Annotated in this window: 15 protein-coding genes; 10 read left to right on the plus strand and 5 right to left on the minus strand. The window is 72.3% G+C overall.

Annotation, left to right across the window (positions count from 1 at the left end; translation table 11 throughout):
- The first annotated feature begins 42 nt into the window (after positions 1-42).
- A complete protein-coding gene (locus MHW47_RS07415) occupies positions 43-1,689 on the plus strand; it encodes a phospho-sugar mutase (protein WP_239221861.1) in 1,647 nt (548 codons plus the stop codon).
- 48 nt (positions 1,690-1,737) lie between these two features.
- On the opposite strand, the gene MHW47_RS07420 is transcribed toward MHW47_RS07415, so the two are convergent.
- On the minus strand, positions 1,738-2,376 hold the full coding sequence (locus tag MHW47_RS07420) for a PH domain-containing protein (RefSeq protein WP_239221830.1): 639 nt from the start codon (positions 2,374-2,376) through the stop codon (positions 1,738-1,740).
- A 113-nt stretch (positions 2,377-2,489) separates the two neighbouring features.
- Between MHW47_RS07420 and deoC the strand changes: the two genes are divergently transcribed.
- Genes deoC through MHW47_RS07435 form a run of 3 tightly spaced genes read left to right on the plus strand, consistent with a single transcriptional unit; the run spans position 2,490 to position 5,774 of the window.
- Positions 2,490-3,437 (plus strand): deoxyribose-phosphate aldolase, encoded by a 948-nt coding sequence (gene deoC / locus MHW47_RS07425; RefSeq protein WP_239221862.1) that lies wholly within the window; start codon positions 2,490-2,492, stop codon positions 3,435-3,437.
- A gap of 5 nt (positions 3,438-3,442) precedes the next feature.
- On the plus strand, positions 3,443-4,882 hold the full coding sequence (locus MHW47_RS07430) for an aldehyde dehydrogenase family protein (protein WP_239221831.1): 1,440 nt from the start codon (positions 3,443-3,445) through the stop codon (positions 4,880-4,882).
- Positions 4,872-5,774, plus strand: a complete 903-nt coding sequence (locus MHW47_RS07435) for an aldehyde dehydrogenase family protein (protein ID WP_239221832.1) — start codon at positions 4,872-4,874, stop codon at positions 5,772-5,774. The genes MHW47_RS07430 and MHW47_RS07435 overlap by 11 nt, the downstream gene beginning before the upstream one ends.
- Before the next feature lie 83 nt (positions 5,775-5,857).
- Here MHW47_RS07435 and MHW47_RS07440 read toward each other — a convergent pair whose 3' ends face one another.
- A complete protein-coding gene (locus tag MHW47_RS07440) occupies positions 5,858-6,274 on the minus strand; it encodes a hypothetical protein (protein ID WP_239221833.1) in 417 nt (138 codons plus the stop codon).
- A 140-nt stretch (positions 6,275-6,414) separates the two neighbouring features.
- Here MHW47_RS07440 and MHW47_RS07445 point away from each other — a divergent pair, with 140 nt between their 5' ends.
- The gene (locus MHW47_RS07445; RefSeq protein ID WP_239221834.1) at positions 6,415-7,044 is read left to right on the plus strand and encodes a uridine kinase; all 630 of its coding nucleotides are present in this window, start codon (positions 6,415-6,417) and stop codon (positions 7,042-7,044) included.
- A 175-nt stretch (positions 7,045-7,219) separates the two neighbouring features.
- Here the strand turns inward: MHW47_RS07445 and MHW47_RS07450 are convergent, their stop codons facing one another.
- The gene (locus tag MHW47_RS07450; protein WP_239221835.1) at positions 7,220-7,957 is read right to left on the minus strand and encodes a SigE family RNA polymerase sigma factor; all 738 of its coding nucleotides are present in this window, start codon (positions 7,955-7,957) and stop codon (positions 7,220-7,222) included.
- Positions 7,958-8,168: 211 nt separating this feature from the next.
- Here MHW47_RS07450 and afsQ1 point away from each other — a divergent pair, with 211 nt between their 5' ends.
- From afsQ1 to MHW47_RS07475, 5 genes are all read left to right on the plus strand, one after another.
- The gene (gene afsQ1 / locus MHW47_RS07455) at positions 8,169-8,846 is read left to right on the plus strand and encodes a two-component system response regulator AfsQ1 (RefSeq protein WP_026171255.1); all 678 of its coding nucleotides are present in this window, start codon (positions 8,169-8,171) and stop codon (positions 8,844-8,846) included.
- The gene (locus tag MHW47_RS07460; protein WP_239221836.1) at positions 8,843-10,384 is read left to right on the plus strand and encodes a HAMP domain-containing sensor histidine kinase; all 1,542 of its coding nucleotides are present in this window, start codon (positions 8,843-8,845) and stop codon (positions 10,382-10,384) included. The genes afsQ1 and MHW47_RS07460 overlap by 4 nt, the downstream gene beginning before the upstream one ends.
- A complete protein-coding gene (locus tag MHW47_RS07465) occupies positions 10,381-10,989 on the plus strand; it encodes a hypothetical protein (RefSeq protein ID WP_239221837.1) in 609 nt (202 codons plus the stop codon). The genes MHW47_RS07460 and MHW47_RS07465 overlap by 4 nt, the downstream gene beginning before the upstream one ends.
- Before the next feature lie 99 nt (positions 10,990-11,088).
- Positions 11,089-11,637: a VanZ family protein gene (locus MHW47_RS07470; RefSeq protein ID WP_239221838.1), complete on the plus strand. Its 549-nt coding sequence runs from the start codon at positions 11,089-11,091 to the stop codon at positions 11,635-11,637.
- A 90-nt stretch (positions 11,638-11,727) separates the two neighbouring features.
- Positions 11,728-11,931, plus strand: a complete 204-nt coding sequence (locus MHW47_RS07475; RefSeq protein WP_239221839.1) for a PspC domain-containing protein — start codon at positions 11,728-11,730, stop codon at positions 11,929-11,931.
- 73 nt (positions 11,932-12,004) lie between these two features.
- Here MHW47_RS07475 and MHW47_RS07480 read toward each other — a convergent pair whose 3' ends face one another.
- Positions 12,005-12,319, minus strand: coding sequence for a hypothetical protein (locus tag MHW47_RS07480; RefSeq protein ID WP_239221840.1), 315 nt, complete (start codon positions 12,317-12,319; stop codon positions 12,005-12,007).
- Positions 12,320-12,453: 134 nt separating this feature from the next.
- On the minus strand, positions 12,454-13,608 hold the full coding sequence (locus MHW47_RS07485; RefSeq protein ID WP_239221841.1) for an adenosine deaminase: 1,155 nt from the start codon (positions 13,606-13,608) through the stop codon (positions 12,454-12,456).
- Positions 13,609-13,649: the final 41 nt, after the last annotated feature.

Consider the following 13,649-nt stretch of genomic DNA (forward strand, 5'->3'; position numbering starts at 1 on the left):
GCCGAACCCCGCACCGCGCCCCCACCCCGAAAGGCGAACACCGTGACCACGCCCCCGGACCTCCTCGCCCGCGCCCGCACCTGGCTCGCCGAGGACCCCGACCCCGACACCCGCGACGAGCTCGCGAAGCTCATCGACGCCGGGGACACCGACGAGCTGGCCGCCCGCTTCGCCGGCACCCTCCAGTTCGGCACCGCCGGGCTCCGGGGCGAACTCGGCGCCGGCCCCCTGCGCATGAACCGCTCGGTGGTCATCCGCGCCGCCGCCGGCCTCGCCGCGTACCTGAAGGACCGGGGGCACCGGGACGGCCTCGTCGTCATCGGCTACGACGCCCGCTACAAGTCCGCCGACTTCGCCCGCGACACGGCGGCCGTGATGACCGGCGCGGGCCTGCGCGCGGCGGTGCTCCCCCGCCCGCTGCCGACCCCGGTCCTCGCGTACGCCATACGGCATCTGGGGGCCGTCGCCGGCGTCGAGGTGACCGCCAGCCACAACCCGCCCCGCGACAACGGCTACAAGGTCTACCTCGGCGACGGCTCGCAGATCGTGCCCCCGGCGGACGGCGAGATCGCCGCCGCCATCGCGGCCGTCGGCCCGCTGGACGGCGTCCCGCGCCCGGACACCGGCTGGGAGACCCTGGGCGAGGAGGTGCTGGACGCCTACCTGGCGCGCACGGACGCCGTGCTCGACGCCGCGTCCCCGCGTACCGCCCGCGTGGTGTACACCGCGATGCACGGCGTCGGCGCCTCCGTGCTCACCGCCGCGTTCGACCGGGCCGGCTTCCCCGCCCCGGTGCTCGTCGCGGAGCAGGCCGAGCCGGACCCCGCCTTCCCCACCGTGGCCTTCCCCAATCCGGAGGAGCCCGGCGCGATGGACCTCGCGTTCGCCACCGCGCGCCGCGCCGCACCGGACCTCGTCATCGCGAACGACCCCGACGCGGACCGCTGCGCCGTCGCCGTCCCGGACGCGTCGGTGGACGGCGGCTGGCGGATGCTGCGGGGCGACGAGGTCGGCGCGCTGCTCGCCGCCCATCTGGTGCGCCGGGGCGCCACCGGCGTGTTCGCGGAGTCGATCGTCTCGTCCTCGCTGCTGGGCCGGATCGCCGAGAAGGCGGGCCTGGGGTACGAGGAGACCCTGACGGGCTTCAAGTGGATCGCCCGTGTGGAGGGGCTGCGGTACGGGTACGAGGAGGCGCTCGGCTACTGCGTGGATCCGGAGGGCGTCCGCGACAAGGACGGCATCACGGCCGCGCTGCTCGTCGCGGAGCTGGCCTCCGTGCTCAAGGAGGACGGCCGTACGCTCCTCGACCTGCTGGACGACCTCGCGCTGGAACACGGGCTGCACGCGACGGACCAGCTGTCGGTGCGGGTGCAGGACCTGTCGGTCATCGCGGACGCCATGCGCCGGCTGCGGGAGCGTCCGCCGGCCGCGCTGGCCGGGCTGCCGGTGACCTCGGCGGAGGACCTCTCGCGCGGCACGGACCGGCTGCCGCCGACCGACGGGCTGCGCTACGGGCTCGATGGTGCCCGGGTGATCGTCCGGCCGAGCGGCACGGAGCCGAAGCTGAAGTGCTACCTGGAGGTCGTGGTGCCGGTCGGCGCGCCCGGCGAGCTGCCGGCGGCCCGCGCCAGGGCCGCGGAGCTGCTGAGCGGCATCAGGCGCGACCTGGCGGCCGCCGCCGGCATCTGACGGCGGCGACGGGGCGGACGGGGGCGGGCAGCGGGGCCCGCCCCCGGATCAGCCGAGCGAGCCGAGGACCACGAGCAGCACCGCGCCCACCACGCACGGCACGATGACCTCGTACGCCCAGCGCACCGACGCGGTGGGGGCGTCGTCCAGCGGCTTGTCGCCCGCGCGCTCGGCCAGCTCCCGCAGATCGGCCACGGCCTGGTCGGCGGGGGCGGTGCGTGCCTTGCTGTTCCGTACGTCGGTGGTGACGGACGTGCGGCGGTAGGGATCGTCCACCGCCTGGCGGGACTGCTGGCGGGCGGCCTTCTTGCGCTGCCGCAGCGACACGGGCACGGCCCACAGCTGGTACTTCACGCCGTCCCGGGTGAACAGCTCGCTCGAATACCCGGCGCGGACGTCGGCGACGTCGGTCCAGGGCAGCGTGATCGTGCGGAACGGGTTGCGGATGCGGATGCGCCGGTCGTTGGCGGCCACCACCGGGCGCAGCGTGAAGGCGACGATCAGCGGCACCGCGGTCAGCAGCCCGGCGAGGGCCAGCCACGGCACCCGTCCCTCGCCCCGGAAGGCGGCGTCGATGCCGATCCAGCCGATGAGCGCGAGGAGCAGGACTCCTCCGGCCAGCCCGGCGGGCGACCGGAAGGTCCGGTCGGCGTAGGTGGGCTCGTCGGGGGGCGTGGGGCTCGTCATGAGCCCGATTGTGCCTGACGCGTCGCGGGGGCGCGGCGGTGCGGTGCGGGAGTGGCGGTGACCTGGGCCCCTGTACAGGTCGCTACGCGCGTAGATATGCTCCTCTGGTGACCATGCCCACCACCCTCCCCGCATTCGCCGACGCGACGGCGTCCGACAGTGCGCTGCGCCGCTTCCTGCACGGGCTGCCCGGCGTCGACGCGGTCGGCCTCGAAGCGCGCGCCGCCTCCCTCGGAACCAGGTCGATCAAGACGACGGCCAAGGCGTACGCCATCGACCTGGCCATCTCGATGATCGACCTGACGACGCTGGAAGGCGCGGACACCCCCGGCAAGGTCCGGGCGCTCGCCGCCAAGGCCGTCAACCCCGATCCCACCGACCGCACGACGCCGCGCACCGCCGCGGTCTGCGTGTACCCCGACATGGCGGCCACCGCGGCCGCCGCCCTGGCCGGCTCCGGCGTCAAGGTGGCGTCCGTGGCGACGGCCTTCCCCGCCGGGCGCGCCGCGCTCGACGTGAAGCTCGCGGACGTCCGGGACGCCGTGGCGGCCGGTGCCGACGAGATCGACATGGTGATCGACCGGGGCGCGTTCCTGGCCGGCCGCTACCTGAAGGTGTACGAGGAGATCGTCGCCGTGAAGGCGGAGTGCGGCTCCGCCCGGCTCAAGGTGATCTTCGAGACCGGTGAGCTGTCCACGTACGACAACATCCGGCGGGCCTCCTGGCTCGGGATGCTGGCGGGCGCGGACTTCATCAAGACCTCGACCGGCAAGGTGGCGACCAACGCCACGCCCGCGAACACCCTGCTGATGCTGGAGGCGGTGCGCGACTTCCGGGCGCAGACCGGCGTCCAGGTCGGTGTGAAGCCGGCCGGCGGCATCCGCACGTCGAAGGACGCGATCAAGTTCCTCGTGCTGGTCAACGAGACGGCGGGCGAGGACTGGCTGGACAACCACTGGTTCCGCTTCGGCGCCTCCAGCCTGCTGAACGACCTGCTGATGCAGCGCCAGAAGCTCAGCACCGGCCGTTACTCCGGCCCCGATTACGTGACGGTGGACTGATACCCATGGCATCCGCATTCGAGTACGCACCGGCGCCGGAGTCCCGCTCCGTCGTCGACATCGCCCCTTCGTACGGCCTGTTCATCGACGGTGAGTTCACCGACGCGGCGGACGGCAAGGTCTTCAAGACGGTCTCGCCGAGCAGCGAGGAGGTGCTGTCCGAGGTCGCGCGGGCCGGCGCCGAGGACGTGGACCGAGCCGTGAAGGCGGCCCGCCGCGCGTTCGAGAAGTGGTCGGCGCTGCCCGGCTCCGAGCGCGCCAAGTACCTGTTCCGGATCGCCCGGATCATCCAGGAGCGCAGCCGCGAGCTGGCGGTCCTGGAGACGCTGGACAACGGCAAGCCGATCAGGGAGACCCGCGACGCGGACCTCCCGCTGGTCGCCGCGCACTTCTTCTACTACGCGGGCTGGGCCGACAAGCTGGACCACGCGGGCTTCGGCCCCGCCCCGCGCCCGCTGGGCGTGGCCGGGCAGGTCATCCCGTGGAACTTCCCGCTGCTGATGCTGGCGTGGAAGATCGCCCCGGCGCTCGCCACGGGCAACACGGTGGTCCTCAAGCCCGCCGAGACGACGCCCCTGTCCGCGCTGTTCTTCGCGGACATCTGCCGCCAGGCGGGCCTGCCCAAGGGTGTCGTGAACATCCTGACGGGGTACGGCGAGGCGGGCCAGGCGCTCGTCGCGCACCCCGACGTGAACAAGGTGGCCTTCACCGGCTCGACCGCCGTCGGCAAGGCCATCGCCCGTGAGGTCGCGGGGACGGACAAGCGGGTCACGCTGGAGCTGGGCGGCAAGGGCGCCAACATCGTCTTCGACGACGCCCCTCTCGACCAGGCCGTCGAGGGCATCGTCACCGGCATCTTCTTCAACCAGGGCCAGGTCTGCTGCGCGGGCTCCCGGCTGCTGGTCCAGGAGTCGGTCCAGGACGAGCTGCTGGACGCCCTCAAGCGCCGGCTGACCACGCTGCGCCTCGGCGACCCGCTGGACAAGAACACGGACATCGGCGCGATCAACTCCGCGGAGCAGCTGGCCCGGATCACCGCGCTCACCGAGACCGGCGAGGCGGAGGGCGCGGAGCGCTGGACGGCCCCGTGCGAACTGCCCTCGGCGGGGTACTGGTTCGCCCCGACGCTGTTCACCAACGTCACCCAGGCGCATACGATCGCCCGCGACGAGATCTTCGGCCCGGTGCTGTCCGTGCTGTCGTTCCGTACGCCGGACGAGGCGGTCGCCAAGGCGAACAACAGCCAGTACGGGCTCTCGGCCGGCATCTGGACGGAGAAGGGCTCGCGCATCCTCGCGGTGGCGAACAAGCTCCGGGCGGGCGTCGTCTGGGCCAACACGTTCAACAAGTTCGACCCGACCTCGCCGTTCGGCGGTTACAAGGAGTCGGGCTTCGGCCGCGAAGGCGGTCGCCACGGCCTGGAGGCGTACCTCGATGTCCGATAACCGTCTGAGCGTCTTCAAGACCTACAAGCTGTACGTCGGGGGCAAGTTCCCCCGTTCCGAGAGCGGCCGGGTGTACGAGGTGACGGACTCGAAGGGCAAGTGGCTGGCGAACGCGCCCCAGTCGTCGCGCAAGGACGCGCGGGACGCGGTCGTGGCCGCCCGCAAGGCGTTCGGCGGCTGGTCCGGCGCGACCGCGTACAACCGCGGCCAGATCCTCTACCGGATCGCGGAGATGCTGGAGGGCCGCCGCGAGCAGTTCGTGCGCGAGGTGGCCGAGGCGGAGGGCCTGTCGAAGTCGAAGGCGGCTGCCGTCGTGGACGCGGCGGTGGACCGCTGGGTCTGGTACGCGGGCTGGACGGACAAGGTCGCCCAGGTGGTGGGCGGGGCGAACCCGGTGGCGGGTCCGTTCTTCAACCTGTCGACGCCCGAGCCGACGGGTGTGGTGACGGTCCTCGCTCCGCAGGAGTCGTCGTTCCTGGGGCTGGTCTCCGTGGTGGCCCCGGTGATCGCCACCGGCAACACGGTGGTCGTGGTGGCCTCCGCGAAGTCCCCGCTGCCCGCCCTGTCGCTGGGCGAGGTGCTGGCCACCTCGGACCTCCCGGGGGGTGTGGTCAACATCCTGTCGGGGAAGACGGCGGAGATCGCGGCGCCGCTCGCCGCCCACCAGGACGTGAACGGCATCGACCTCACGGGCGCGGACGCGGCCCTGGCGAAGGAGCTGGAGATCGCGGCGGCCGACAACCTCAAGCGCGTCGCCCGTCCACAGCGTGTGGACGGCGACGGCGAGGACTGGACGGCCGATCCCGGCACCCACCGGCTGACGGCCTTCCTGGAGACGAAGACCGTGTGGCACCCCACGGGCGCGCTGGGCGCCTCGGGCTCCTCGTACTGACGTACGCGCGTACGGCCCGTTTCCCGGAGGTTTCCGCGGGGAACGGGCCGTTCGGCGTGCGCCGGGGGCGGTGTGCCGTGCCGTCAGCCGTGCAGGCCGTCCAGGACCGGGCCCACCAGGGGCAGGTCCTTGAGCGCGCCGCCGCTGGTGAGCGGATCGGTGACCAGGGTGGTGGAGAGCGGCTTGAAGTCGGCGACCTGCGTGCCCACCGCGTTGTCCAGCGGGTCCGTGCCGGTGCCGGCCAGCGGGTCGAGCCGCAGATGGGTCACGGGGGCGACGCTGTTCCCCACGGCGTGGCCGAGGGCCCCCGTGACGGCGCCGCCGGCCGCCTCGGTGGCCTCCCCGAGGACGGTGTCGGTGCCGGTCTCCTGGACGACGGGCAGCGGGGCCGCCTGGGCCGCCGCACCCCCCGCGCCGAGCGCGGCTCCCACCGCGGTGACGGTCAGACCCGCCCGCAGCAGGGTGCGGCGCCGGGACTTGGACAGTGCGTGTCGTGCCATGGATTTCCCACCTGATCGGGCCGATCGAACCATCGGCCGGGTAATCGTCCGAGCGCACAGAGTAGTGGAGATGTGATGCGCGCTACCAACGAGACCTCCGGTGGTCCCCTGCGCGGGTCAATGCCTCAAACTCGTGTTCTGTGAGTTCCCAAGCGCTTCCGACCCGCGTCGTCCTCCTGACCGGCCCCTCCGGCTCCGGCAAGTCGTCCCTGGCGGCCCGGACCGGTCTTCCGGTGCTGCGGCTCGACGACTTCTACAAGGAGGCCGGCGACCCCACGCTGCCGCTCGTCCCCGGCAGCACGGACATCGACTGGGACTCCCCGGACTCCTGGGACGCGGACGCGGCCGTCACCGCGATCCGGCGGCTCTGCGACGGCGGCAGCGCCGACGTGCCGGTGTACGACATCTCCACCAGCTCCCGCACCGGACACGAGACCCTGCACATCGGGCGCACCCCGCTGTTCGTGGCGGAGGGCATCTTCGCGGCGGACATCATCGACCGCTGTCAGGAGGGCGGGCTGCTGGCCGACGCGCTCTGTCTGCGCGGGCGCCCCTCGACGACGTTCCGCCGCCGGCTGCTGCGCGATCTGCGCGAGGGCCGCAAGTCGGTGCCGTTCCTGCTGCGGCGGGGGTGGCGGCTGATGCGGATGGAGCGGCGCATCGTGGCCCGTCACGCGGCGCTGGGAGCGCATCCCTGCGCGAAGCGGGAGGCGTTGGGGCGCCTGGCCGCAGCCGCGGCGGGCCGCTGCCGCACCCCGGCCGCGCCCTGAGCGCACGACGCGCCGCGGGGTCGGACAGGACCCCCCGGCCCGTCCGACCCCGCAGCTTTCCCCCGTACCCCGTTCTCCCCCGTGTTCCCCCGTTTCCCCCGACCCCCCGTTCGGTCCCCCGTGATCACGCCACCGCCTCCCCCGAGACGGCGACGCCCCCGTTTCCCCCCAGCCTTCAGACCACCAGCTCGCCGAAGGACTCCTCCTGGTCACGGCCGAAGCTGAGGACCTCGTCCTCGCGCAGCCGGCGGAGCGACCGCCAGATGCTCGACTTCACCGTGCCGACACTGATGTCGAGGATGGACGCGATCTCCGGGTCCGTGCGGCCCTCGTAGTACCGCAGGACGAGCATCGTGCGCTGCAGTTCCGGCAGCCGCGCCAGCGCCTGCCAGAGCACGGCGCGCAGCTCCGTCCCGCGCATCGCGTCCGTGTCGCCCACCGTCTCCGGCAGCTCCTCGGTCGGGTATTCGTTCAGCTTGCGCCTGCGCCAGGCACTGATGTGCAGATTGGTCATCGTGCGGCGCAGATATCCGCCGACCGCGGCCTTGTCGCTGATGCGGTCCCAGGCCCGGTACGTCGAGAAGAGGGCGCTCTGGAGCAGGTCCTCCGCCTCGAAGCGGTCGCCGGTCAGGTGATAGGCGGTGGCGTACAGGGAGGCGCGGCGCTCCCGGACGTAGGCCGTGAACGCCGCTTCGGCGTCCTCGGACACGGCCGGTGCCTTCCGCTCCCCCGAGCCCTCCCCGTACGCGCTTCCCCCCGCGTCAACCACCGTCATGAATGACGTGTGCTGACGCCCGGCGCCTCGAACGCACCCCCGTCCGTTCACTGCGGCGCCGGACTTCTCCGGGCTCCGGCCGACGTCGTGCAGACGCGTGACCACTGCGCTCGCGTTGATGCTGTGAGTCGTGTTCATCCCGCGCCCCCCATCGGTGGAGTCCGTCGTTCCCTGTGCCAATGAGCTTGCCGGGGCAGTTTCATGGCGCTGTCCCCCGACTGTCACAGGGCTGTCACAGCGCCCGGCGGGGGCACCAATCCCGGCTTCCCGATGCATGAGGGACGAATGGGGCGCACATCAGGGGGGACCGACTGTCGAACCGGGGCGCCCCATGGGTCAGAATGACCAAGTGCCTTTCCTGTTGCTGATCGAGGACGACGACGCCATCCGCACGGCCCTCGAACTCTCGCTGTCACGCCAGGGCCACCGTGTGGCCACCGCGGCGACGGGAGAGGACGGCCTCAACCTGCTGCGCGAGCAGCGCCCCGACCTGGTCGTGCTGGACGTGATGCTGCCCGGAATCGACGGATTCGAGGTGTGCCGCCGCATCCGCCGTACCGACCAGCTGCCGATCATCCTGCTGACCGCGCGCAGCGACGACATCGACGTCGTCGTCGGCCTGGAGTCCGGCGCCGACGACTACGTGGTCAAGCCCGTGCAGGGGCGGGTGCTCGACGCCCGTATCCGCGCGGTGCTGCGCCGCGGCGAGCGGGAGTCGACCGACTCCGCGACGTTCGGGAACGTGGTGATCGACCGTTCCGCGATGACCGTCACCAAGAACGGCGAGGACCTCCAGCTCACGCCGACCGAGCTGCGCCTGCTGCTGGAACTGAGCCGCCGGCCCGGCCAGGCCCTGTCCCGGCAGCAACTCCTGCGCCTGGTCTGGGAGCACGACTACCTGGGCGACTCCCGTCTGGTGGACGCCTGTGTCCAGCGCCTGCGCGCCAAGGTGGAGGACGTGCCGTCGTCGCCGACCCTGATCCGTACCGTACGGGGCGTCGGGTACCGGCTGGACTCGCCGCAGTGAGCACGGCTGTGCGGCGGGGCCTGCGCGCCGGGCTCCGCTGGACCAGCCTGCGGCTGCGGCTCGTCATCGTCTTCGCGCTGGTCGCCCTGACCGCCGCCGTGTCGGCCTCCGGCATCGCGTACTGGCTGAACCGCGAGGCGGTGCTGACGCGTACGCAGGACGCGGCGCTCGGGGACTTCCGCCAGGAGATGCAGACGCGCGCCGCCTCGCTGCCGCTGCGTCCCACCAAGGAGGACCTGCAGGCGGCGGCCGTGCAGATGGCGAACAGCAGCCCCGGCTACAGCGTGCTGCTGATCGACGAGCGCGAGCCGGGCAAGCCCATCGTCGGCAACTCCGACCTGGACACCTTCACCCGCAGCAACGTTCCGCCGTCGCTCCAGGAGCAGGTGAACCGCAAGCAGCCGGTCAAGGCGGGCAACAAGTACGAGTACCACCTGTTCTGGCAGCGCACCTCGATCGGCGGCACGCCGTACCTCGTCGCCGGTACGAAGATCATCGGCGGCGGGCCGACCGGCTACATGCTGAAGTCGCTCGACCAGGAGCGCGAGGACCTCTCCTCGCTCGCCTGGTCGCTGGGCATCGCCACGGCGCTCGCCCTGGTCGGCTCCGCGCTGCTGGCGCAGGCGGCCGCGACGACCGTGCTCCGGCCGGTGCAGCGGCTCGGGGACGCGGCCCGCAAGCTCGGCGAGGGCAAGCTCGACACCCGGCTCGAAGTGTCCGGCACCGATGAACTGGCCGACCTGTCGCGCACGTTCAACCGGACGGCCAGTTCGCTGGAGAAGAAGGTCGCCGACATGAGCGCGCGCGAGGAGGCCAGCCGCCGCTTCGTCGCCGACATGTCGCACGAGCTGCGCACCCCGCTGACGGCGCTCACCGCGGTCACGGAGGTCCTGGAGGACGAGGTGGACAGCCTCGATCCGATGATCGCGCCCGCCGTGAACCTGGTGGTCAGCGAGACCCGGCGGCTGAACGACCTGGTGGAGAACCTGATGGAGGTCACCCGCTTCGACGCGGGCACGGCCCGGCTGGTCCTGGACACCGTGGACGTGGCGGACCAGGTGACCGCCTGCATCGACGCCCGTGCGTGGCTGGACGCGGTGGAGCTGGACGCCGAGCGCGGCATGATGGTCCGCCTCGATCCGCGCCGGCTCGACGTGATCCTGGCCAACCTGATCGGCAACGCGCTCAAGCACGGCGGTTCGCCGGTGCGGGTGTCGGTGCGCATCGAGGGCGAGGAGCTGGTCATCGAGGTCCGCGACCACGGCCCCGGCATCCCCGAGGACGTGTTGCCGCACGTCTTCGACCGCTTCTACAAGGCCAGCGCGTCCCGGCCGCGTTCGGACGGCAGCGGGCTCGGGCTGTCCATCGCCGTGGAGAACGCGCACATCCACAACGGCGACATCACCGCCCACAACTCGCCCGACGGGGACGGGGCGGTCTTCGTGCTGCGCCTGCCGCGCGACGCCGGGGCGCTGGACAGCGGCGCCGACGATCACGACGCACCGATACCGGACCACCAGGAGGACGACGCGACGTGAGGCGCAGCGAACGCCGGGGACACCGAACCGCCGCCGCCCTGGCAGGTGCCGCACTCTGTGCCGTACTGGCGGCGGGCTGCGGCATCCGTACGACCTCGGTGCCGGTGGACGCCGGTGCCGCCCCGTCCCGGGTGCCGTGCGCGATGCCCGCCTCGGACGTCTCGCAAACCGGGCGGGGCATCCCCGTGCAGGTGTACCTGGTGTGCGCCTCGCAGCTGGTGACGGTGGACCGCGCGGTGCGGGTCCAGGAGGCGCGGGGGGACCGGCTCGCGACCGCGACCGGGCTGCTGGACGAGCTGCGCAGGCGGCCCACGGCGGACGAGCGGCAGGCGGGCTTCTCCACGAACGTCCCCGAGGGGCTGCGGGTCTCGGGCCCGCGCACGGACGACGCGGAAGAGGTGCTGCGGCTCAGCACACAGCCGGAGGACCTGCCGGCGGAGGCCCTGGCGCAGATCGTCTGCACCTTCGCCGAGCACGCGTCGCTGACGTCCGACGAGCAGGTGACGCTGGGCGGGCCGGGCGACTACCCGGCGCGCGGCTACCTGTGCACGGCGGACACGAAGGCGAGCCCGAAGGCGATGCCGAGCACGGTGGGCGTCCCTTAGGGGGTCCGCGCGGGGCGTCCCGGGGCGGGTCCGGTTCGTGAGGCAGGTCTCCCCGGTGGGGGCGGAACCGATCCTGTCGCCGACCGCGTCTAGGGCTTCGTGCGTCACAGTACGGACGGCCAGGCCGTCATCCGTTTCCGCGCGGCAGGGGTGTCGCTGCTCCTCGCGCACCTGCTGCTCGTCGGGTGGCTCACGCTGCGCCCGCTGGATGTGCCGTGGGTGACCGCCGCCAACTTCTCACCGCTCGCCGGCATCAAGGCCGACCTGTCGCTCGGCCCCGCCGCCGCGTTCCGCCAGATCGGCGGTGCGCTGCTGCTGCTGGCGCCGCTGGGGGTGCTGCTCCCGATGGCTGACGGCCGGCTGTACGTGTCCCCGTGGCTGTCGCTCGCCCGCACGGTGGCGGCGGGGTCGCTGATCTCGCTGGCCATCGAGCTGGGGCAGACCGGGGTGCCCGGCCAGGTCGTGGACGTCGACTCGCTGTTCCTGAACACGGCGGGCGTCGCGCTGGCGCACGTCATGGTGGTACCGGCGGCCCGGGCCCGGCTGCGCCGGCGCGCCGGACAGGAGCGCCCGGTGGTGGCGCGGGGCGGGCACGAAGCGGCTCAGGGTTCGACCCCGACGATTTCCAGGGTCGGGATGGCCCCGTAGAGCGACGCTTTGCCCCTGTTCGTCGCGCGACGATGGATGCATCGGGAGCACGACGGACTGCTCCCCGCAACGTTCGCGAAGGAGCCCACCATGGCCGCACTTGCCCGCCCCCGTGACGGACGCATGATCGGCGGAGTGTGCGCAGCGCTGGCGAGGCGCTTCGGCACGTCGGCGACGACCATGCGCGTCGTCTTCCTGGTCTCGTGCCTGCTGCCGGGACCGCAGTTCCTGCTCTATCTGGCGCTCTGGCTGCTGCTGCCCCAGGAGCGGCCGTCGTCGTCGGCCGCCTGGTGACCGTCCGGCGGACATGACGACGGGCGGGCCCCGGCGGGGGCCCGCCCGCAGGCGTGCTGCGGCTGCCGCCGGATCAGCGGCCGAGCGGCACCCCGTTGGCGGTGAGGCCGTTGGCGGTCACGCCGCCGGCCGGCAGGCCGCCGATGAGGCCCTGGACCGGCGCGGTGGCGTCGCCCAGGACCTTCGTCTGGCTGGTGCCGAGGAGCTGGTCGGCGGTGTCCTGGACCGGCAGCGTCGAGGTGGCGTCGGCCACCGCTCCGGCGACGGGCACCACGCCGGTCACGGTCTCCAGCGGCAGCGCGGAGGCCGAGGCAGTACCGGCGGCGGCAGCGGCGAAAGCGGCACCGAGGGCGGCGACGCCGAGGGTCCGGGCAGCAGACTGCTTCATATGACATTCATCCTTGGGGAAGGGGATGTGAGCGGCTTCGCAACGTAGTCAGCCGCCACCCCGGTCCGCAAATATCGCCACCCCGCAAAAACGGCCGGGGAAACCTTTCCCCGGCCGTTTTCCTTACCGCTTCCTCAGCCGGCGAGCGAGGAAGACACGCTGGTCGCAGCGGTCTGCTCGAAAAGCCATTCGGACTTGAGCTCGGCGTATCCGGGCTTGATGACGTCGTTGATCATCGCAAGACGTTCATCGAAAGGAATGAACGCCGACTTCATCGCGTTGACGGTGAACCATTGCATGTCGTCGAGCGTGTATCCGAAAGTCTCGGTCAGCTTCTCGAATTCGCCGCTCATGCTGGTGCCGCTCATCAGCCGGTTGTCCGTGTTCACGGTGGCCCGGAAATGCAGCTTCCGCAGCAGCCCGATGGGGTGCTCGGCGTACGAGGCGGCCGCGCCGGTCTGGAGGTTGGAGGTCGGGCACATCTCCAGCGGGATGCGCTTGTCCCGCACGTAGGAGGCGAGCCGGCCCAGCTTCACGGAGCCGTCCTCGGCGATCTCGATGTCGTCGATGATCCGGACCCCGTGCCCGAGCCGGTCGGCGCCGCACCACTGGATGGCCTGCCAGATCGACGGCAGCCCGAACGCCTCGCCCGCGTGGATCGTGAAGTGGTTGTTCTCGCGCTTGAGGTACTCGAACGCGTCCAGGTGCCGGGTGGGCGGGAAGCCGGCCTCGGCGCCCGCGATGTCGAACCCGGCGACGCCCTGGTCGCGGTAGCGGTTGGCGAGTTCGGCGATCTCCAGGGACCGCGCGGCGTGCCGCATGGCGGTGAGCAGGGCGCCGACGCGGATGCGGTTGCCGTCCTGCCTGGCCCGCCGCTCGCCCTCGCGGAACCCCTCGTTGACGGCCTCGACGACCTCTTCGAGGGTCAGCCCGGCTTCCAGGTGCTGCTCGGGGGCGTAACGCACCTCGGCGTAGACGACGCCGTCGGCCGCCAGGTCCTCGGCGCACTCGGCGGCGACCCGGAACAGCGCGTCACGGGTCTGCATGACGGCGCAGGTGTGGGCGAACGTCTCCAGGTACCGCTCCAGCGAACCGGAGTCGGCGGCCTCCCGGAACCAGATACCGAGTTTGTCCGGCTCGGACTCGGGAAGGGCGTCGTACCCGACCGCGGCGGCGAGATCGACGATCGTGCCGGGTCGCAGCCCGCCGTCGAGGTGGTCGTGCAGAAGGACCTTGGGGGCCCGCCGGATCTGGTCCGGGCCGGGCACGTTGAGGGTGGGGCTCATCATTCACGCACTCTAACGCCTACGCGCGTAGAGCGCGCTTGTCG

It is taken from the genome of Streptomyces sp. OfavH-34-F, assembly GCF_022347745.1.
GTDB lineage: Bacteria > Actinomycetota > Actinomycetes > Streptomycetales > Streptomycetaceae > Streptomyces.

What these genes read in the sequence shown, in the direction of transcription:
- MHW47_RS07430 (WP_239221831.1), top strand. Translation starts at nt 3,443, where the DNA reads ATGGCATCCGCATTCGAGTACGCACCGGCGCCGGAGTCCCGCTCCGTC.
- MHW47_RS07420 (WP_239221830.1), bottom strand. Translation starts at nt 2,376, where the DNA reads ATGACGAGCCCCACGCCCCCCGACGAGCCCACCTACGCCGACCGGACC.
- MHW47_RS07435 (WP_239221832.1), top strand. Translation starts at nt 4,872, where the DNA reads ATGTCCGATAACCGTCTGAGCGTCTTCAAGACCTACAAGCTGTACGTC.
- MHW47_RS07440 (WP_239221833.1), bottom strand. Translation starts at nt 6,274, where the DNA reads ATGGCACGACACGCACTGTCCAAGTCCCGGCGCCGCACCCTGCTGCGG.
- MHW47_RS07450 (WP_239221835.1), bottom strand. Translation starts at nt 7,957, where the DNA reads ATGAACACGACTCACAGCATCAACGCGAGCGCAGTGGTCACGCGTCTG.
- deoC (WP_239221862.1), top strand. Translation starts at nt 2,490, where the DNA reads ATGCCCACCACCCTCCCCGCATTCGCCGACGCGACGGCGTCCGACAGT.
- MHW47_RS07480 (WP_239221840.1), bottom strand. Translation starts at nt 12,319, where the DNA reads ATGAAGCAGTCTGCTGCCCGGACCCTCGGCGTCGCCGCCCTCGGTGCC.
- MHW47_RS07475 (WP_239221839.1), top strand. Translation starts at nt 11,728, where the DNA reads ATGGCCGCACTTGCCCGCCCCCGTGACGGACGCATGATCGGCGGAGTG.
- MHW47_RS07485 (WP_239221841.1), bottom strand. Translation starts at nt 13,608, where the DNA reads ATGATGAGCCCCACCCTCAACGTGCCCGGCCCGGACCAGATCCGGCGG.